Consider the following 19,023-nt stretch of genomic DNA (forward strand, 5'->3'; position numbering starts at 1 on the left):
GCCTGTCGCTGAAACCACCCGAAACGGATCCGGGACGGGCACCCACTTTGGTCCCGGGAATTTCCCCTACCGGCTGCTCCGGGTCCGGCGATCCGTCCACATCGGCATCAAGAGGCTGCCGTCGATTCCTCCACCAGCGCCTTGGCACGGCTGTTGCGGGCGGTGATCGCGGTCACCGCCCAGCCGGCCGCCGCGAACCCGGCCGCCGCAGCCGCGCCGATGAGCGCGAGCCGCCATGCCGACTGGGTCAGCGCCGTGCCGCCCAGGTGGCCGACCAGCGCTCCGTACGCCGACCAGCAGGTCGCCGCCAGCCCCTCGTAGATCAGAAAGAGGCGGTACGGGTAGCGGCTGCGGCCCGCCGAGAAGCAGGCGGCCATCCGCCCGCCGGGCACGAAGCGGCACAGCAGGATCACCAGTGGCCCCGGCTCGCGTAGTCCCCGGGTGACCCGCGCGGCGGCGCGACGGGCCCGGCCGGGCATCGTGGGCCGCGTCGCCCGGCGGTTCGGGGCGCTCCGGCCCAGCAGGTAGCACGCGAGATCGCCGGCGAAGACGCCGAGCGCGCCGACGGCGATGGTGAGCGGCAGACTCAGCCCGCCGTAGACGGTGAGCGCGCCGCTGGTGATCATGACGACCTGGGTCGGTACGACCGGCACGAAGGCGTCGGCGGCCAGCAGCCCCAGCAGCGCCAGGTAGGCCCACGTCGGCGACGCGACGTTAGAGATGAGTTCGAGCACGACCACCTCGCCGGATTCCCCCGTTCGACCGCACTGAGCCTGACGGCGTGTCCCACGTCACTGCGGGCACCCCCGTCCGGTCGTGACCACTGACACCAGCGGGCCACCAGTGGAGAACGATGCCGCGGTGGCCGATGTGACGACGCTTCGACGTGTCGGCGCGCACCGGAGCGGGCGGCGGAAGGGCGATCCCCGGCGTACCGTTGTCGGAACGCGGTCCCGCCCGTCGGACCCCCGTCCCCGACGACCGGGCCGCCGCGGGTCGCCGGCAGGTCCCGTGCCGGCGACCCGCCCCACAGCATCGTTGTCGGACCTCCGACAGCACATCCCCTTCGAGGTAGCCGCCGGATACGATCCCGGGCTCAACCGACAATCCCATTCGGGAGGCTCCTCGATGGTTTCCAGGCTCGTTCGGGGTGTGCTGGCCCTGTCCCTGGCGCTTGGCGGCAGCACCTTCGTCGCCGTCGGCCCGGCGGAGGCGGCGGCAAAGCGATACAAGAACTGCACCGCACTGAACAAGGTCTACAAGCACGGCGTGGGCAAGAAGGGCGCGAAGGACAAGGTCCGCGGCAAGACCAAGCCGGTCACCAACTTCAAGGTGTCCAACGCGATCTACGCGAAGAACACCCACCTGGACCGGGACCGGGACGGCATCGCCTGCGAGAAGCGTTGACCTCGTACGGACGGCGGTGGCGGCCGGAAAACCGCTCGCCCCGGGTGCCGTGCCGGTCGTACGGTCGCCGTATGCGCAGCGCGGTGGTGACCACGACGCCGGGAATCCCCGGCGCGCCGCACTGACGTTTCCGTCGACGAGGCCCCGGGGCGAACCGCCCCGGGGCCTCGCGGCGTTCCGGGCCCGCTCGCCTCCGGGTCGTACCCGATCAAGGAGAGCGACATGATCGACCACCGCAGGCTCGGCCGGGACCTGGAGCTGTTCGCCTCGGACCCGCTCGCGGGCGCCGGCCTGCCCATCTGGCTGCCGGCCGGCGCCGCCGCCCGGCACGCCGTCGAGGAGTACGTACGGGAGCTGGAGCGCCGGGCCGGCTACCGGCACGTCTACTCGCCACCGCTGGGCCGGCGGGAGCTGTTCGAGCTCTCCGGGCACCTGGGCTACTTTGCCGATGACATGTTTCCGCCGATGCGGCTCTCCGCCGACGACGAGTTCGTGCTCCGGCCGGCGCTCTGCCCGCACCACGCGCTGGTGTACCGGGCCCGGGGCCGGTCCTACCGGGAGTTGCCGCTGCGCGTCGGCGAGCTGGGCGGAATGTACCGGGCGGAGCGCTCCGGGGTGCTCGGCGGTCTCGCCCGGGTACGCGCCATCTCCCTCAACGACGCGCACAACTTCTGCGCGCTGGAGCAGGTCGGTGACGAGGTGCACGAGATCCTCCGGTTGATCCGCGAGGCGCACGCCGCGCTCGGCGTACGGCCGGCCGGGTTCCGGCTGTCGCTGCGCGGGCCGGGCGAGAAGTACGTCGGGGACGACCGCTCGTGGGCGCGGGCCGAGGAGCTGCTCCGCGAGGCGCTCGACGGGGTCGACTTCACCGAGGGGCCGGGCGAGGCCGCCTTCTACGGACCGAAGATCGACATCCAGATCGTCGACGCGGCCGGCCGGGAGTCGACCATCTCCACCATCCAGCTCGACTTCGACAAGCCGGAGAAGTTCGACCTGTCGTACACCGCCGCGGACGGGAGCCGGAAGCGGCCGGTGATGGTGCACCGGAGCCTCGTCGGCAGCATGGAACGGCTCTTCGCGTACCTGATCGAGGTGCACGCCGGTGCCTTCCCGGCCTGGTACGCCCCGGTGCAGCTGGTGCTGCTCCCCGTCGACGACGGCCAGGCGGACCCGGCCGTCGACCTGTGCCGCCGGGCCGAGGCGGCGGGGCTGCGGGCCGAGGTCGAACTGGCCGGCTCGCTGGGCGCCCGGATCCGGGACGCGGCCCGCCGGAAGGTTCCGTACGTCGGGGTGGTCGGCCCCCGGGAGGCGGCCGACGGGTCGGTGTCCCTGCGCCTGCGCGACGGCCGTGGGCTCGACCCGATGCCGGTGGCCGACGCGCTGGGATTGATCGGGCGGGTGGTCGCCGCCCGTTCGGCCGGCCTGCTCCCGGCCACCTGACGGCCGCCGGTCCGGGCCACCGCCGGGATCCTGACCGGCTCTCCGGGCACCGGCCGGCGCCGGCTTCCCGCCCTGAGGGTGGGAAGCCGGCGCCAGGCCGGTCACCCGATGCACGTCAGTTCTTGGCCGGCGCGGCCGCCGGGAGCGTCCCGGCCGGCGCGCCCCCGGTCGGCGGTGCCGGGATCTCGTCGGTGATCACCGCGCCGGTGAACTGCGACCGGTACAGCCGGGCGTACGCCCCGTCGGCGGCGAGGAGCTGGTCGTGGCTGCCCTGCTCGACGATCCGGCCCTGCTCCATCATCAGGATCAGGTCGGCGTCGCGGATGGTGGAGAGCCGGTGCGCGATGACGAAGCTGGTCCGATCCGAACGCAGCGCCGCCATCGCCCGCTGGAGCAGAACCTCGGTGCGGGTGTCCACCGAACTTGTCGCCTCGTCGAGGATCAGCAGCGACGGCTCGGCCAGGAACGCCCGGGCGATCGTGATGAGCTGCTTCTCGCCCGCGCTGACGTTGCTGCCCTCCTCGTCGATCACGGTGTCGTACCCGTCGGGCAGGCTGCGTACGAACCGGTCCACGAAGGTGGCCCGGGCCGCCGCCAGAATCTCCTCCTCGGTGGCGCCCGGCCGCCCGTACGCGATGTTGTCGCGGATGGTTCCGCCGAAGAGCCAGGTGTCCTGGAGCACCATGCCGATCCGGCCGCGCAGCTCGTCCCGGCGCATCGTGGTGATGTCCACCCCGTCCAGGGTGATCCGGCCCGCGTCCAGCTCGTAGAACCGCATGATCAGGTTGACCAGCGTGGTCTTGCCGGCACCGGTCGGGCCGACGATGGCCACCGTGTGCCCGGGCTCGGCGACCAGGGACAGGTCGTCGATCAGGGGCTTGTCCGGGGCGTACCGGAAGGAGACGTGCTCGAACTCGACGCGGCCGTGCGGGTCGGCGATCCGGGCCGGTCGCGCCGGCTCCGGGGTCTGCTCCTCGGCGTCGAGGACGGCGAAGACCCGCTCGGCCGAGGCCACCCCGGACTGGAGCAGGTTCGCCATCGAGGCGACCTGGGTGAGCGGCTGGGTGAACTGTCGCGAGTACTGGATGAACGCCTGCACGTCGCCGAGGCTCATCGTGCCCGAGGCCACCCGTAGGCCGCCGACCACGGCGATCGCCACGTAGCTGAGGTTCCCGATGAAGAACATCGCCGGCATGATGATCCCGGAGACGAACTGCGCGCCGAAGCTCGCCTGGAACAGTTGCTCGTTCTTGGCGTGGAAGGCGGCCTCCACCTCCTTCTGCCGGCCGAAGACCTTGACCAGCTCGTGGCCGGTGTACGCCTCCTCGATCTGCCCGTTCAGCTCGCCGGTGTGCGTCCACTGGGCGATGAACTTGCCCTGCGACCGCTTGGCGATCTGGCCGGTGACCACCACCGACAGCGGCACCGCCACCAGGGCCACCAGCGCCAGCAGCGGCGAGATCCAGACCATCATGGCCAGTACGCCGACGACGGTGAGCAGCGAGGTGACCAGCTGGCTCAGCGTCTGCTGGAGGGTCTGCGAGATGTTGTCGATGTCGTTGGTGACCCGGCTGAGCAACTCGCCGCGGGGCTGCCGGTCGAAGTAGGGCAGCGGCAGCCGGTTGAGCTTGTCCTCCACCTCGGCGCGCAGCCGCAGGATCGTCCGCTGCACCACGCCGTTGAGCACCCAGCCCTGCGCCCACATCAGCACGGCGGCCCCGACATAGAGCGCCAGCGCCAGGGCCAGCACCCGGCCCAGCGCGGCGAAGTCGATGCCGACGCCGGGCACCACGTGCATCTTGGCCAGCATGTCGGCGAAGTTGCCGTTGCCGGATGCCCGGGCCGCGGCCACCGCCTGCTCGGTGGTGGTGCCCTCGGGCAGACGCCGGCCGATCACCCCGCTGAAGATCAGGTCGGTGGCGTGGCCGAGCACCTTCGGCCCGATGACGCTGAGCCCGACGCTCGCCACGGCCAGCGCGAGCACGCCGGTCAGTTGCACCCGGTGCGGCCGGAGCCGCCCCAACAGCCGCCGGGCGGACGGCCCGAAATTCATCGCCTTCTCGGCGGGCATGCCCATGCCCATGTGCGGCGGACCGCCGCCGCCGCGCCGCCCGGCCGGTGGCAGCCGCTTCGGCGTCTCCTTCTGCTTGACAGCGCTCATGCCGCCACCTCGCTTCGCTCGGCGTCGCCATGAGGCACCACGGCGCTGCACTGATGATTCGCTCGCTGACGCTCGCTCATGCCGCCACCTCGCTTCGCTCGGCGTCGCCATGAGGCACCACGGCGCTGTGTTGATGATTCGCTCGCTGACGCTCGCTCATGCCGCCACCTCCGCGGTCTGCTGGGACGCCACGATCTCGGCGTACGTGGGGCAGGTCTGGAGCAGGTCCTCGTGTCGGCCCATCCCGACGACGCCTCCGTCCTCGAGCACGAGGATCTGATCGGCGTCGATGATCGTGGAGACCCGCTGGGCCACGATCACCACCGCCGCCTCCGCGGTGACCGGTTTCAGGGCGGCCCGCAGCCGGGCGTCCGTGCCGAGGTCGAGCGCGGAGAAAGAGTCGTCGAACAAGTAGATCTCCGGTTTGCGGACCAGTGCGCGGGCGATCGCCAGTCGCTGCCGCTGACCGCCGGAGACGTTCGTGCCGCCCTGCGCGATCGGCGCGTCCAGGCCGCCCGGCATCTCGGCGACGAACTCCCGGGCCTGGGCGATCTCCAGCGCCGCCCAGAGGTCGGCGTCGGAGGCGTCCGGGTTGCCGTACCGCAGGTTACTGGCGACCGTGCCGCTGAACAGGTACGGTCGCTGCGGCACGAGCCCGATCCGCCGCCACAGCTCGTCCGGGGCCAGTTCGCGGACGTCCACCCCGTCGACGAGGACCATCCCCGTGGTCGGGTCGACCAGCCGCGGGATCAGGGTGAGCAGGGTGGTCTTGCCGGCGCCGGTGGAGCCGATGATCGCCGTCGTCCGCCCGGGCTCGGCGCGGAACGAGATGTCGTGCAGCACCGGGGCGGTCGCCCCCGGGTACTGGAAGCCGACCCCGCGCAGTTCCAGCTCGCCCCGGGCGGACACCTCGGTCACCGGCCGGGCAGCCGGCGCCACCGAGGACTCGGTGTCCAGCACCTCCACGATGCGCTCGGCGCAGACCGACGCGCGGGGCACCATCATCAGCATGAAGGTGGCCATCATGACCGCCATCAGGATCTGCATCAGGTACTGGAGGAACGCGGTCAGCGCGCCGATTTCGATCTGGCCGGAGTCCACCCGGCCGGCGCCGAACCAGAGCACCGCGACGCTGGAGACGTTGAGCACCAGCATCACCAGCGGGAAGATCAGTGCCTGGAGCCGGCCGATCCGCAGCGCGGTCGCGGTCAGGTCGCCGTTCGCGACCCCGAAGCGCTCCGTCTCGTACGGCTCGCGGACGAAGGCGCGGACCACCCGGATGCCGGTGATCTGCTCGCGCAGCACCCGGTTCACCGTGTCGATCCGGGTCTGCATCAGCCGGAAGCCCGGCACCATCCGCCGGATGACCAGGCCCAGGGCGACCGCCAGGACCGGCACGCACACCAGCATCAGCCAGGAGAGCCCGACGTCCTCGCGGAGCGCCATCACCACGCCGCCGATGCTCATGATCGGCGCGGCCACCAGCATGGTGCAGGTCAGCAGGACGAGCATCTGCACCTGCTGAACGTCGTTGGTGTTCCGGGTGATCAGCGAGGGTGCCCCGAACCGGGCCACCTCGCGGGCGGAGAAGCGGTTGACGTGGCTGAAGATGGCGGCCCGGACATCGCGGCCGAACCCCATCGCGGTCTTCGCGCCGAGGTAGACGGCGGCGATCGAGCAGGCGATCTGGAGCAGGCTGACGAGCAGCATCCAGCCGCCCGTACGCATGATCTGGCCGGTGTCGCCGACGGCCACGCCCCGGTCGATGATCTCGGCGTTGAGGCTCGGCAGGTAGAGCGAGGCCATCGTGCCGACGAACTGGAACGCCACCACGGCGGCCAGCGGCCTCCGGTACGGGCGTAAGTGGTTACGGAGTAGGCGGATCAGCACAGCCGGGGCCCCCGTGTCATGTCGGTGGATTCCTTGTCTGGGTTCAACCGGCCGATGGCCCCGTCGGACATCGTCGTGATGAGTTCGGCGAGGAACTCACGGATCACTGCCCGTTTGGCCGGGTCGGCGTCGACGGAGGTGAGCGGCCGGTCACTGTGGATCATTTCAATGAGGGCCTGGGCGTGCTCCCGGCCCTTGTCGGTCAGCGTGAGTTGGACGCTACGTCGGTCGTTGACGTCCCGGCGGCGTTCGACGAACCCGTCCCGTTCGAGGGTGTCGACGATCCCGGTGAGGGTTGCCGGGCGGACGAAGCACCGCTCGGCGACCTCCCGGTGGGTGCTCTCGCCGGTGCCCGCCAGGATGAACAGCACCCGCATGCCGGCCGAGGTGAGCCCGTGGTGCTCGGCCAGGTAACGCCCCCAGTGCTGCTCGACCAGATGCCCGGCGATCGCGATCAGCCGACCGAGCGGCGCGTGGTGCAGGGCGTCGGGGAAGCGGACGAGCGGTTCCATCTTCACGCGGCCACGTTAGACCCCTGATCGTCAGGCTCCAAACGAAATTGGGAGGGCGGCGGCGACGAAAACGATCTGCAACACCGTGCGTACGCCGAGCGGGGTCACCGGGCGGCCGGCCAGGGTGAGCTTCCGGCGGGCCGCGGAGACGTTCGCCGGGAACATGGCGATCATGAGCAGGGCCAGCCCGGCCGCCGCCGGACGGGCGGCGGCCGGGACGAGCAATGCCACCGCCCCCGTCAGTTCCAGCACGCCGGTCGCGGTGACGAGGAGCGCGGGTCGAGGGAGTCGGGGCGGCACCATCGCGATCAGGTCGGCCCGACGGCGGGAGCCGAAGTGGGCGCCGCCGGTCACCAGGAACATCAGGGCGAGCCCCACCCGCAGGGCGGGGTGCCAGCCGTCGAGCGCGTCCACTCCGGCCAGGCCGGCGAGCCGCGCGAGCGTGGTGCCGAGGAGCAGGGCGATCAGGGGTGCCATGCCGGCATCTCCTTGGGATCGGGAATCTTGTCGTTGTAAAGATTCCCGCCGACGGGAGATCTTGTCAATGACAAGATAGGATTGCGGCATGACGGAGACTCGCGGCTACCATCACGGCGACCTGCGTCGTGTTCTGCTCGCGGCCGCGATCGAGGTGATCGAGGAGTCGGGGCCGGGGGCGGTCAGCCTGCGCGACCTGGCCCGCCGTACCGGCGTGTCACACGCCGCCCCCGCCCACCACTTCGGCGACAAGGCCGGTCTGCTCACCGCGCTCGCCGTCGAGGGCTTCGGCCTGCTGGCCGAGGCGCTGGAGGGGGCCGGCGACGACCTGCTGGCGGCCGGCGTGGCGTACGTCGACTTCGCGGTCCGGCACCGGGCGCACTTCGAGGTGATGTTCCGCCGCGACCTCTACCACTGGGACGCGCCCGAGGCGCGGGCGGCCCGGGATCGCTCCGGCGCGGCGCTGCACTCGGGGGTGGCCCGGCTGCCGGCGGGACGCGCGACCGCGGCGGACCCGCAGGGAGACGCCATGGCCGCCTGGTCCATCGTGCACGGGTTCGCCACGCTCTGGCTCGCCGGCGTGCTGCCGCCCCGGGTGGGCGACGACCCGCGCGCCGCCGCCGGGGCGGTCATCCACCGTCTCTTCGCCGTGTGAGCTCACCAACTCGTCGGCAGCGGCATGCCCTCCGTGTAGCCGGCGGCGCTCTGCACGCCGACCAGAGCCCGCTCGTGGAACTCCTCCAGGTTGCGCGCACCGGCGTAGGTGCAGGCGCTGCGTACCCCGGAGACGATCTCGTCGATCAGGTCCTCCACACCCGGCCGGGTCGGGTCCAGGTACATCCGGGCCGAGGAGATCCCCTCCTCGAAGATCGCCTTCCGGGCCCGTTCGAACGCGCTGTCCTCGGCCGTACGCGCGCTGACCGCCCGGGACGACGCCATGCCGAAGCTCTCCTTGTAGCGCCGGCCGTCCGCGTCGGTGTAAAGGTCGCCGGGGGACTCGTAGGTGCCGGCGAACCAGGAGCCGATCATCACGTTCGAGGCGCCCGCCGCCAGGGCCAGCGCCACGTCCCGGGGGTGCCGTACGCCGCCGTCGGCCCAGACGTGCCGGCCCAGCGACCGGGCCGCCGCGGCGCAGTCGAGCACCGCCGAGAACTGCGGCCGGCCCACGCCGGTCATCATCCGGGTGGTGCACATCGCGCCCGGCCCGACACCGACCTTGACGATGTCGGCACCGGCCTCGACCAGGTCGCGTACGCCGTCGGCGGTGACCACGTTGCCGGCCGCGATCGGAACGGCCGGGTCGAGCTTGCGGACCGCCCGCAGCGCGGAGAGCATCCGCTCCTGGTGGCCGTGCGCGGTGTCCACGACCAGGGTGTCCACCCCGGCCTCCAGCAGTGCCCTGGCCTTGCCGGTCACGTCGCCGTTGATGCCCACCGCGGCGGCGATCCGCAGCCGGCCCCGGTCGTCCACCGCCGGCTTGTAGAGCGTGGCGCGCAGCGCGCCCGGCCGGGTCAGCACGCCGACCAGCCGCCCCTCGGCGTCCACCACGGGGGCGAGCCGCCGCCGCCCGGCGGAGAGCCGGTCGAAGCCGGTACGCGGGTCCGCGTCCGCCGGCACGGTGTGCAGCTCGGTCGACATCACGTGCCGGAGCTGGGCGAAGCGGTCCACGCCCACGGTGTCCGCGTCGGTGACCACGCCGAGCGGCCGGCCCGCCTCGTCCACCACGATCACCGCGCCGTGCGCGCGCTTCGGCAGCAGGTGGATCGCGTCGCCGACGGTGTCGGTCGGGCCGAGGGTGATCGCCGTGTCGTGCACCAGGTGCCGCTGCTTGACCCAGGCGACGACGTTGGCCACCACCTCGATCGGGATGTCCTGGGGGATCACCGCGACGGCACCCCGGCGGGCCACGGTCTCGGCCATCCGCCGGCCGGCGACGGCCGTCATGTTCGCCACCACCAGCGGGATGGTCGTGCCGGTGCCGTCTCCGGAGGCCAGGTCGACGTCGAGCCGGGAGCCCACCTCGGAGCGGTTGGGGGCCATGAAGACGTCGTTGTAGGTCAGGTCGTGCGCGGGAACCGCGCCATGAAGGAACCGCACCGGAACATCATTCCCGGCCGTCACCCGTCCCGGCCCGCGATGGTCACGGAAAACACCCTCCGGTCGCGTTCAACCGAGCAGCAGCGCCGCGGCGGTCCCGGTCATCACGACGGCGACCGCGCCGTCGAGCACCCGCCAGGCGGCGGTACGGGCGAGCAACGGCGCCAGCCGGTGTGCTCCGACGCCGAGTGCGGTGAACCAGACCGCGCTGGCCGCGGCCGCGCCGACGCCGAACGCCCAACGCTGCTCGTACTGCTGCGCCACGCCGCCGAGCAGCAGCACGGTGTCGAGGTAGACGTGCGGGTTGAGGTAGGTGAAGGCCAGGCAGGCCAGCAGGGCCGCCCGAAGGGTGGTCGGGGGACGGTCGGTGGGGGTGAGGGTGCCCGGACGCAGCGCCCGGCGGGCGGCGAGCACGGCGTACCCGAGCAGGAACGCGGCCCCGGCCCAGCGGATGGCGGAGAGCAGCCCCGGCCGGTCCGCCACGGCGGTGCCCAGGCCGGTGATGCCCGCGGTGATGAGCAGGGCGTCCGAGGCGGCGCAGACGACCACCACGGGCAGCACGTGCTCACGGCGGAGCCCCTGACGGAGCACGAAGGCGTTCTGCGCGCCGATGGCGACGATCAACGCGAGCGATACGGAGAACCCGGCGACGGCCGAGGGGAGTGGGTCGGGCACGGGTCAGAAGCTAGGGACCGGCGCCAGGTGCAGTCCAACTAATCTTTCTGAAGCTCCATAAGATGTGCTGATGGAAGGGCTCGACACGACCCAGCTACGCACCCTGGCCGCCGTGGTCGGCGAGGGCAGCTTCGAGGGTGCGGCGCGCGTGCTGCATGTCACCCCGTCGGCGGTGAGCCAGCGGATCCGCGCGCTGGAGGAGGTCGTCGGCCAGGTGCTGGTCCGGCGCAGCCGCCCCTGCCAGGCGACCGACGCGGGGCAGCCGCTGCTCCGCCTGGCGGTCCAGTTGACGCTGCTGGAGCGGGAGGCGGTCGCCGAGGCGCGCGGCGTGGTGGACGGGGCGGCCGGGCCCACCCGGGTGCCCGTGGTGGTCAACGCCGACTCGTTGGCCACCTGGTTCGTGCCCGCGTTGGCCCGGGTCCCGGCGGACTTGGCGGTCTGCTTCGACGTACGCCAGGACGACCAGGACCACACCGCCGAGCTGCTGCGCGACGGCGCGGTGCTGGCGGCGGTGACCGCCCAGCGGGAGCCGGTGCAGGGCTGCCGGGTACGCCCGCTCGGTGCGATGCGCTACCGGGCGCTCGCCGCCCCGGCGTTGGTCGCCCGCTGGTTTCCCGACGGGCTGGCGGTCGAGGCGCTGGCCAGGGCGCCGGTGCTCGTCTTCGACCGCAAGGACCGGGTCCAGCACCGTTTCCTGCGGGCGGTGACCGGCCGGGAACTCGACCCGCCGGTGCACCACGTGCCGTCGGTGCCGGCGTTCAGCGAGGCGATCCGGTGCGGCCTCGCCTGGGGGCTGGTCCCGGAGCGGCTGGCCGAGCCGGATCTGGCCGACGGCTCCTGCCTCGATCTCGATCCGGGGCGGCACGTCGACGTGCCGCTCTACTGGCAGCACTGGCGCCTGGAGTCCCGGCTCCTCGACGCCCTCACCGACGCCGTCCGCGCCGAGGCGGCCGTCGCGCTCCGCTGACGTCGCGCTCCGCTGAGTCCGGGCTGCGCTGTTAGGAGGGGGCCCTTCCTATGCCGGAGACGTTAAGAAGGGGCCCCTCCTTACCGCTCAGGCGATGGTGCAGATCGGGGCGCCGGCGGTGATGACCGCACCGACCTCGGCGGCCAGGCCGCTGACGGTGCCCGCCTTGTGGGCGTGCAGCGGCTGCTCCATCTTCATCGCCTCCAGGACGACGACCAGGTCGCCCTCGGCGACGGTGTCCCCGTCCCCGACGGCGATCTTGACGATGGTGCCCTGCATGGGGGAGGTGAGCGTGTCGCCGCTGGCCGCCGCGCCGGCCTTCGCGCCGCCACCCCGGCGGGCCGGCTTCTTCGCGGCGGGCGCGGCGGAGGCCGTACCCGCGCCGAGGCCGGCGGGCAGTACCACCTCCAGCCGCTTGCCACCGACCTCGACCACGACGGTCTCGCGCTCGGCCGGGCCCTCGACCGCGCCGGCCGGGGCGGTGAACGCCGGGACGGTGTTGTCGAACTCGGTCTCGATCCACCGGGTGTGCACGGTGAACGGCTCGGCGGTGAACGCCTCGTCCCGGACCACCAGGCGGTGGAACGGGAGCGCGGTGGCCATGCCCTCGACGACCATCTCGTCCAGCGCCCGGCGGGCCCGCTCCAGCGCCTCCGTACGCGTCTCCCCGGTGATGATCACCTTGGCCAGTAGCGAGTCGAAGTTGCCGCCGATCACGTCGCCCGCCGAGATGCCGGTGTCCACCCGGACGCCCGGCCCACTCGGCAGCCGCAGCGCGGTGATCGTGCCCGGGGCGGGCAGGAAGTTGCGGCCCGGGTCCTCGCCGTTGATCCGGAACTCGATGGCGTGCCCGCGCGGGGTCGGGTCCTCGGTGAAGCGCAGCTTCTCGCCGTCGGCGATGCGGAACTGCTCGCGGACCAGGTCGATGCCGGCGGTCTCCTCGGTGACCGGGTGCTCGACCTGGAGCCGGGTGTTGACCTCCAGGAAGGAGATGGTGCCGTCGACACCGACCAGGTATTCCACCGTGCCGGCGCCGTGGTAGCCAGCCTCCCGGCAGATCGCCTTGGCGCTGTTGTGGATCTGGGCGCGCTGGGCGTCGGTGAGGAACGGTGCGGGGGCCTCCTCGACCAGCTTCTGGTGCCGCCGCTGGAGTGAGCAGTCCCGGGTGCCGACCACGATCACGTTGCCGTGCTGGTCGGCGAGGACCTGCGCCTCGACGTGCCGGGGCCGGTCCAGGTAACGCTCGACGAAGCACTCGCCCCGGCCGAACGCGGCGACCGCCTCGCGGGTGGCCGACTCGAACAGCTGCGGGATCTCCTCCATGGTGCGGGCCACCTTGAGGCCGCGCCCGCCGCCGCCGAAGGCCGCCTTGATGGCGACCGGCAGGCCGTGGTCGATCGCGAAGGCCATCACCTCGTCGGCGTTGCCGACCGGGTCCGGGGTGCCGGGGACCAGGGGTGCACCGGCGCGCTGGGCGATGTGCCGGGCGGTCACCTTGTCGCCGAGGTCGCGGATCGCCTGCGGGGTCGGGCCGATCCAGGTCAGCCCGGCGTCGATGACGGCCTGGGCGAAGTCGGCGTTCTCGGAGAGGAAGCCGTAGCCGGGGTGCACCGCGTCGGCGCCCGACCGGGCGGCGATGTCGATCAGCTTGTCGATGCGCAGGTAGCTGTCGGCGGCGGTGTCGCCGCCCAGGGCGTACGCCTCGTCGGCCAGGGTGGCGTGCAGGGCGTCCCGGTCGGAGTCCGCGTAGACGGCGACGCTCGCCAGGCCGGCGTCGCGGCAGGCGCGGATGACGCGTACGGCGATCTCGCCGCGGTTTGCGATGAGTACCTTGCGCATCTTGGTGGCTCCTCCCCGGAGGTCGATGCCGGGAGTTTATCGGCCGGCCCTCGGCCCCTAACGATCGCTCAGTGTGGGATAGGGCACCCCCCAATCGCGCTTTAGTCAAATTTGCTTATTACGCTTGTCCGGTGTCGGCAACACGGATGATGATTCTCGGCCTGGCCAGGTGGATGCAGCCGGTGCACGGCTACGACGTACGCCGTGAGCTGCTGAGTTGGGGCGCGGACAAGTGGGCCAACGTGCAACCCGGGTCGATCTATCACGCGCTGCGCAAGCTCACCGACGAGGGGCTGCTCCGGGCGGTGTCGACGGAGCAGGTCGGCTCCCGTCCCGCCCGCACCACCTATGAGGTGACCGCCAAGGGTGACGAGGAGTTCGAGGCCCTGCTACGGGCGCAGTGGTGGCAGTTGCACGAGCCGCCGGACCCCTTCGCGGCGGCGTTCTCCTTCCTGCCCGCGATGCCGCGCGACGAGGCGGCGGCGGCCCTGCGTAACCGGGCCAACCTGATCCGGGCCGGGATCGAGTCGATGCGTGCCTCGCTGGAGTCGGACTGGGTGCGCAACCGCAAGCCCGTGCACGTCGGTTGGATGTTCGAGCTGTGGCTGGCCCGGGGCGAGGCGGAGATGGCCTGGTGTGACCGGATCGCCGAGCGGATCGAGTCGGGAGTGTCGTACCTGCCCTCTGCAATGGAGGGAGCCGAGGGCTGGTCCGGCTGGACGGGCGGGGCGCCCGACGGCCACAACGCGGAATAATCAACGTTGACCACAAGAGCTATATCGCGTTAGTCTCGGCGCCACCGCAGGGGAGCCGCGTGCCCTCTGTGTGGACGATCGGCGGCCGGTCACGCCCGGCCCGGACGACCAGGAGCAGACATGATCGAGACCAGGGGGCTGCGGAAGTCGTTCCGCTCCCGCGCGGGTCGCGAGACGAAGACCGTGGACGCGGTCCGGGGCGTCAACCTCGACGTCGCCGAGGGGGAGATCTTCGGCTTCCTCGGCCCCAACGGGGCCGGCAAGACCACCACCCTGCGGATGCTCGCCACCCTGATCGAGCCCGACGGCGGCGAGGCCACCATCGCCGGAGCCGACCTGCGCAAGGATCCGGCCGAGGTGCGCCGCCGGATCGGTTACGTGGCCCAGGGCGGCAGCACGTGGGACGAGTCCACCGCCCGGGAGGAGCTGGTGCTCCACGCCCGGCTCTACGGCATCTCCAAGGCCGAGGCCCACCGGCGTGCCACCCGGGCCCTGGACGCCTTCCAGCTCACCGAGTACGCCGACCGCAAGTGCAAGACGTACTCCGGCGGCCAGCGCCGCCGGGTGGAGATCGCGCTCGGCATCATCCACGAGCCGAAGATCGTCTTCCTCGACGAGCCGACCACCGGCCTCGACCCGCAGAGCCGCGCCCACATGTGGGACGAGATCCGCCGGCTGCGCAGCGAGGGGATGACCGTCTTCATCACCACGCACTACCTGGACGAGGCGGACGCGCTCTGCGACCGGATCGCGATCATGGACCACGGCGAGGTGGTCGCGGAGGGCACCCCGGCCGAGCTGAAGCGGGAGATCTCCGGCGAGGTGGTGCAGGTCGGTCTCGACGCCGCCATCACCCCGCGCGCCGCCGAGCTGCTCGACAGCGAGGCGTACGTCAACAAGCTGGAGACCGTCGACGAAGGCGGCCTGCGGCTCTATGTGGACGAGGGCGCCACCGCCATCCCGCAGGTGCTGCGCCGTCTCGACGGCGCCGGGCTGGACCTGCGCTCCATCGAGCTGCACCGCCCCAGCCTCGACGACGTCTTCCTCACCAAGACCGGCCGCTCGCTGCGCGAGTCCTGACCTCCGGAGAAGCTGTCATGAAATTCGCCCGCGACACCTGGCTGATCTTCCAGCGCCAGACCCAGCTCCTGCTGCGCAACCCGGTCTGGGTCTTCGTCGGAGTCTTCCAGCCGGTGATGTACCTGCTGCTCTTCGCCCCGCTGCTCAAGGCGGCGCTGAACGCGCCGACCCAGGCCGCGGCGTACAAGATCTTCGTTCCCGGCCTGCTGGTGCTGCTGGCCATCTTCGGCGGCCTGTTCCAGGGCTTCGGCCTGATCGCCGAGCTGCGCGCCGGGGTGATCGAACGGTCCCGGGTCACCCCGGTCAGCCGGCTCGCCCTGCTGCTCGGCCGCTCGCTGCGGGACGTGGTCTCGCTGATCGCGCAGGCGATCATCATCACGCTCCTGGCGCTCCTGTTCGACCTGCGCGTCTTCATCGGCTACCTGCTGCTGGCGTACCTGATGCTGGCCCTGATCGCGCTGATGACCTCGGCCGTCTCGTACGGCGTCGCGCTCAAGGTCAAGAGCGAGGACGCGCTCGCCCCGCTGATGAACACCGTCGCCCAGCCGGTGCTGCTGCTCTCCGGCATCCTGCTGCCGCTCGCTCTGGCCCCCGGCTGGCTCCAGGGCATCGCCAACTGGAACCCGTTCTCCTGGGCGGTCGACGGGGTCCGGGCGCTCTTCGCCGGTGACCTCAGCAACGACAAGGTCTGGCAGGGGCTGACGATCATCGCGGTGCTCGCCGTCGCCGGCGTGGTCTGGGCCGCCCGGCAGTTCGCCCGCAGCGTCCGCTGAGCTGAAAGGAAGGGCCCCCTATTAACGCCAGCGGTAGAGAAGGGCTCCCCTCTCACCACCGTTGAGCGGACGAGAGCTGCCTCTCAGCAGCGGCGGGGCACCGGGGTTGCGCGCGTAGCGTGTACCGGTGCCCCGCCTCACCCGTGACAGGACGACCTGGTTCGCCTACGCCCAGCTCGGGCTCTGGGGCTTCTTCCTCTACGGGTTCGGCCCAGTCGTACCCCTGCTCCGCGACGAACAGGGCACCAGCGCCGCCGTCGCCGGCCTGCACAGCACGGGCATCGCGGTCGGCGCGCTGATCGGCGGGGCCCTCTTCGCGCCGGCCGCCCGCCGCCTCGGCCGTGGCCCAGCCATCTGGCTCGGCCTCACCGGCGTGGCCGGCGGCGTCGCCGCCCTCGGGCTGCTCCGCCCGCTGCCCGCCACCCTGGCCGCGGTCGCGGTGATCGCCACCTTCGGCATGATGGTGATCAGCGGGGTCAACGTAGTGCTCACCGCCCACCACGGACCCGCCGCGCCCGCCGCGCTCACCGAGGCCAACGCCGCCTGCGCCGGCATGGGCATCCTCGCGCCGCTCGTCATCGGCACCGCCGTGGACGCCGGCCACGGCTGGCGGCCGGCGATGGCCGTCGAGGTCGGGCTGATCGCGCTGGTCGCCCTCGCCGCCCTGACCTTCCGGGTACGCCTGCCGAAGGCCGCCCCCGCTGCCGCGGCTGCCGCCGCCCCGGCCGTGGTGAGCGCCTCGACTACCGTCGATGCCGTCGATGCCGTCGATGCCGTCGATGCCGTCGGGGTGTCCGCGTCGTCTGCCGCCCGGGCGACCGCCTCGGCGGGGGCGGAGCCGGCCGACGGGGCACCCGCCGGCCCGCCCGCCCCTGTGCGCGCCCGACTGGCCGGCATCGGCGCACCCGCCGATGGCGCGGCCGGGACCGGTGTATCCGCCGCCGGCACCCGCGCGGCCGGCCGGCTGTCGGCGGCGTACTGGATCGCCTGGGTGCTGATGTCGGCCACCGGCTCGATCGAGGTGTGCCTGTCACTCTGGACCGCCGACGTGCTCCGTACCCACGCCGGGCTCGACACCGGCAGCGCCTCGGCGGCCGTCGCCGCGATCGTCTGCGGCATGTTCGTCGGCCGGCTGGCCGGCGGCCGGTTCGCGCTGCGCTGGCCGCCGGTGCCGCTGCTGCTCGGCGCGCTGGCCGTCTCCCTGGCCGGGTTCGCCCTGTTCTGGTCCGCCTCGATCGGCTGGCTCGCGGTCACCGGGCTGGTCGTGCTCGGCCTGGGCAACGCCCTGCACTACCCCCTCGCAATCTCCATCGCGCTCGCCGTCGCCGGGCCGGCCGCCGACAAGGCGGCCGGTTGGTCGTCGTACTCCATGGGGGTGGGTTTCGGGATCGCGCCGGTCGCGCTCGGTTGGGTGGCCGACGGGGTCGGACCGCACCTCGCCTTCCTGCTGCTGCCCGGCTTCATCGCGGCGTCCGTGCTGCTCACCGTGCGGCTCGGCCGCGTCCTACGCGCCCCGCGCCCGGCCTGACCGCCCAACCCGCTCGCTCTTTGCTTGATCGACTCGCTGTGCGGCAACCTGTGGTCTCCCCAGCGCCTGACACCGCAGGATGCCGCAACCCGAGTCGATCAGCGCACTCTGGCGAGCGTCACCCCGTCGGCGATGGGCAGCATGACCACGTCAACCCGGACGTCGGAGAGGATCTCGTCGTTGAACGCGGCGATGGCCCGGTCGTCGGCGTTCTGCGGGGCGAGTACCCGGCCACCACGCAGCGTGTTGTCCACCGCGACGACCGCGCCCGGCCGCATCCGGGGCACCAACTCGTCCCAGTAGACCGGGTAGCCGACCTTGTCGGCGTCGATGAAGGCAAAGTCCAGGTAGCGCTCCTGCGGCAACTGGCGCAGCGTCTCCGCGGCCGGGCCGATCCGCAGGTCGATCCGGTCCTGCACGCCGGCCCGGGTCCAGTAGCGGCGGGCGATCCCGGTGTACTCCTCGGAGATGTCGAAGCAGGTCAGCCGGCCACCCTCGGCGAGGCCCCGGGCGATCGCCAACGAGGAGAGCCCGGTGAACGTGCCCACCTCCACCGCCTGCCGTACACCCAGCAGCCGGGTGAGGAAGGTCAGGAACGCGGCCTGCTCCGGTGCGACCTGCATGTCAGCCTGCGCGGGAAGGGCGGCCAAGGTCTCCTCGGCCAACTCCCGGACGATCTCGTCGGGCGTGGAACCGTGCGCCACAAGATAGGCGTGCAGTTCCGGAGTCAGCGGCAACGGTTTCGTGCTCATGGTCGGACGTTAGCCGAGATGTTCGATCTCCTGGCCGCCGGGCGCGACCTTCGTCCACAGGTCGGTGACGCTCAGCCCAAGCTCGCCGAGAAGCGTACGCAGCAGCGGCAGGCTCAACCCCACCACCGTGCCCGGGTCACCCTCGATGCCAGTCAGGAACGCCCCGCCCAGCCCGTCGATGGTGAACGCCCCAGCCACCGCCAGCGGCTCGCCCGTCGCCACGTACGCGGCGATCTCCTCGTCGCTGATGTCCGCGAAGTGCACCGTCGTCGAGGCGACCCCCTCCGCCCGCGATTCGTGGACCGCGTCGATCAGGCAATGCCCGGTGTGCAGCACTCCGCTACGCCCACGCATCCGCTGCCACCGTCGGGTGGCGTCCGCCGCGTCCGCCGGCTTGCCCAGGATCTCGCCGTCGAAAGCCAGCACCGAGTCGCAGCCGAGCACCAACGTCTGCTCGTCCGGCGTGGCGCGCAGCCGGCCCAGCACCGCCTGCGCCTTCAGCCGGGCCAGCTCCAGGCACAACTCCTTTGCCCGGTCGCTGACCACCTGCGACTCGTCGACGCCGCTCACCAACACGTCCGGTTCGATCCCGGCGGCCTGGAGCAGCTTGCGGCGGGCAGGGCTCTGCGAGGCGAGCACGAGGCGCAGCGGTAGGGAACTCAACACCCCA

At 72.1% G+C, this 19,023-nt stretch carries 18 protein-coding genes; 8 read left to right on the forward strand and 10 right to left on the reverse strand.

Going from position 1 to position 19,023, the window contains the following annotated elements; all coding sequences use genetic code 11:
• Window positions 1-107 precede the first annotated feature (107 nt).
• A complete protein-coding gene (locus GA0070604_RS03675) occupies window positions 108-734 on the reverse strand; it encodes a DedA family protein (protein ID WP_091126881.1) in 627 nt (208 codons plus the stop codon).
• A 394-nt stretch (window positions 735-1,128) separates the two neighbouring features.
• Between GA0070604_RS03675 and GA0070604_RS03680 the strand changes: the two genes are divergently transcribed.
• Window positions 1,129-1,407, forward strand: a complete 279-nt coding sequence (locus GA0070604_RS03680; RefSeq protein WP_091114126.1) for an excalibur calcium-binding domain-containing protein — start codon at window positions 1,129-1,131, stop codon at window positions 1,405-1,407.
• Between the two features lie 222 nt (window positions 1,408-1,629).
• A complete protein-coding gene (gene thrS, locus GA0070604_RS03685; RefSeq protein ID WP_091114130.1) occupies window positions 1,630-2,847 on the forward strand; it encodes a threonine--tRNA ligase in 1,218 nt (405 codons plus the stop codon).
• A 115-nt stretch (window positions 2,848-2,962) separates the two neighbouring features.
• Here the strand turns inward: thrS and GA0070604_RS03690 are convergent, their stop codons facing one another.
• From GA0070604_RS03690 to GA0070604_RS03705, 4 genes are all read right to left on the reverse strand, one after another.
• Window positions 2,963-5,008: an ABC transporter ATP-binding protein gene (locus GA0070604_RS03690; RefSeq protein WP_091114131.1), complete on the reverse strand. Its 2,046-nt coding sequence runs from the start codon at window positions 5,006-5,008 to the stop codon at window positions 2,963-2,965.
• 156 nt (window positions 5,009-5,164) lie between these two features.
• On the reverse strand, window positions 5,165-6,898 hold the full coding sequence (locus tag GA0070604_RS03695) for an ABC transporter ATP-binding protein (RefSeq protein ID WP_091114134.1): 1,734 nt from the start codon (window positions 6,896-6,898) through the stop codon (window positions 5,165-5,167).
• Window positions 6,892-7,410: a MarR family winged helix-turn-helix transcriptional regulator gene (locus tag GA0070604_RS03700; RefSeq protein WP_091126882.1), complete on the reverse strand. Its 519-nt coding sequence runs from the start codon at window positions 7,408-7,410 to the stop codon at window positions 6,892-6,894. The genes GA0070604_RS03695 and GA0070604_RS03700 overlap by 7 nt, the downstream gene beginning before the upstream one ends.
• A 30-nt stretch (window positions 7,411-7,440) precedes the next feature.
• Entirely contained in the window at window positions 7,441-7,887 is a 447-nt protein-coding gene (locus GA0070604_RS03705) for a DoxX family protein (RefSeq protein ID WP_091114137.1), read from the reverse strand.
• Between the two features lie 88 nt (window positions 7,888-7,975).
• On the opposite strand from GA0070604_RS03705, the gene GA0070604_RS03710 reads away from it, so the two are divergent.
• The gene (locus GA0070604_RS03710; RefSeq protein ID WP_091114140.1) at window positions 7,976-8,542 is read left to right on the forward strand and encodes a TetR/AcrR family transcriptional regulator; all 567 of its coding nucleotides are present in this window, start codon (window positions 7,976-7,978) and stop codon (window positions 8,540-8,542) included.
• A 2-nt stretch (window positions 8,543-8,544) separates the two neighbouring features.
• On the opposite strand, the gene GA0070604_RS03715 is transcribed toward GA0070604_RS03710, so the two are convergent.
• Window positions 8,545-9,984 carry a GuaB1 family IMP dehydrogenase-related protein gene (locus GA0070604_RS03715; RefSeq protein WP_091114143.1) on the reverse strand — a complete coding sequence of 480 codons (1,440 nt, stop codon included), beginning with the start codon at window positions 9,982-9,984 and terminating at the stop codon, window positions 8,545-8,547.
• A gap of 69 nt (window positions 9,985-10,053) precedes the next feature.
• The gene (locus GA0070604_RS03720; RefSeq protein ID WP_091114146.1) at window positions 10,054-10,659 is read right to left on the reverse strand and encodes a LysE/ArgO family amino acid transporter; all 606 of its coding nucleotides are present in this window, start codon (window positions 10,657-10,659) and stop codon (window positions 10,054-10,056) included.
• A 70-nt stretch (window positions 10,660-10,729) separates the two neighbouring features.
• On the opposite strand from GA0070604_RS03720, the gene GA0070604_RS03725 reads away from it, so the two are divergent.
• Complete coding sequence (locus GA0070604_RS03725; protein WP_091126883.1) at window positions 10,730-11,626, forward strand: LysR family transcriptional regulator ArgP; 897 nt, start codon at window positions 10,730-10,732, stop codon at window positions 11,624-11,626.
• Between the two features lie 87 nt (window positions 11,627-11,713).
• Here the strand turns inward: GA0070604_RS03725 and GA0070604_RS03730 are convergent, their stop codons facing one another.
• Window positions 11,714-13,465 (reverse strand): acetyl/propionyl/methylcrotonyl-CoA carboxylase subunit alpha, encoded by a 1,752-nt coding sequence (locus tag GA0070604_RS03730; RefSeq protein WP_091114150.1) that lies wholly within the window; start codon window positions 13,463-13,465, stop codon window positions 11,714-11,716.
• Between the two features lie 146 nt (window positions 13,466-13,611).
• Between GA0070604_RS03730 and GA0070604_RS03735 the strand changes: the two genes are divergently transcribed.
• From GA0070604_RS03735 to GA0070604_RS03750, 4 genes are all read left to right on the forward strand, one after another.
• Complete coding sequence (locus tag GA0070604_RS03735) at window positions 13,612-14,220, forward strand: PadR family transcriptional regulator (protein ID WP_091114154.1); 609 nt, start codon at window positions 13,612-13,614, stop codon at window positions 14,218-14,220.
• A 120-nt stretch (window positions 14,221-14,340) separates the two neighbouring features.
• A complete protein-coding gene (locus tag GA0070604_RS03740) occupies window positions 14,341-15,300 on the forward strand; it encodes an ATP-binding cassette domain-containing protein (protein WP_091114158.1) in 960 nt (319 codons plus the stop codon).
• A gap of 17 nt (window positions 15,301-15,317) precedes the next feature.
• Window positions 15,318-16,073, forward strand: coding sequence for an ABC transporter permease (locus GA0070604_RS03745; protein ID WP_091114161.1), 756 nt, complete (start codon window positions 15,318-15,320; stop codon window positions 16,071-16,073).
• Window positions 16,074-16,200: 127 nt separating this feature from the next.
• Window positions 16,201-17,601 carry an MFS transporter gene (locus GA0070604_RS03750; RefSeq protein ID WP_091114163.1) on the forward strand — a complete coding sequence of 467 codons (1,401 nt, stop codon included), beginning with the start codon at window positions 16,201-16,203 and terminating at the stop codon, window positions 17,599-17,601.
• Window positions 17,602-17,699: 98 nt separating this feature from the next.
• On the opposite strand, the gene GA0070604_RS03755 is transcribed toward GA0070604_RS03750, so the two are convergent.
• Window positions 17,700-18,353 (reverse strand): O-methyltransferase, encoded by a 654-nt coding sequence (locus GA0070604_RS03755; RefSeq protein WP_091114167.1) that lies wholly within the window; start codon window positions 18,351-18,353, stop codon window positions 17,700-17,702.
• A 9-nt stretch (window positions 18,354-18,362) separates the two neighbouring features.
• On the reverse strand, window positions 18,363-19,019 hold the full coding sequence (locus tag GA0070604_RS03760; RefSeq protein ID WP_091114170.1) for a Maf family protein: 657 nt from the start codon (window positions 19,017-19,019) through the stop codon (window positions 18,363-18,365).
• Window positions 19,020-19,023 lie beyond the last annotated feature (4 nt).

This window comes from Micromonospora eburnea (genome assembly GCF_900090225.1).
GTDB lineage: Bacteria > Actinomycetota > Actinomycetes > Mycobacteriales > Micromonosporaceae > Micromonospora > Micromonospora eburnea.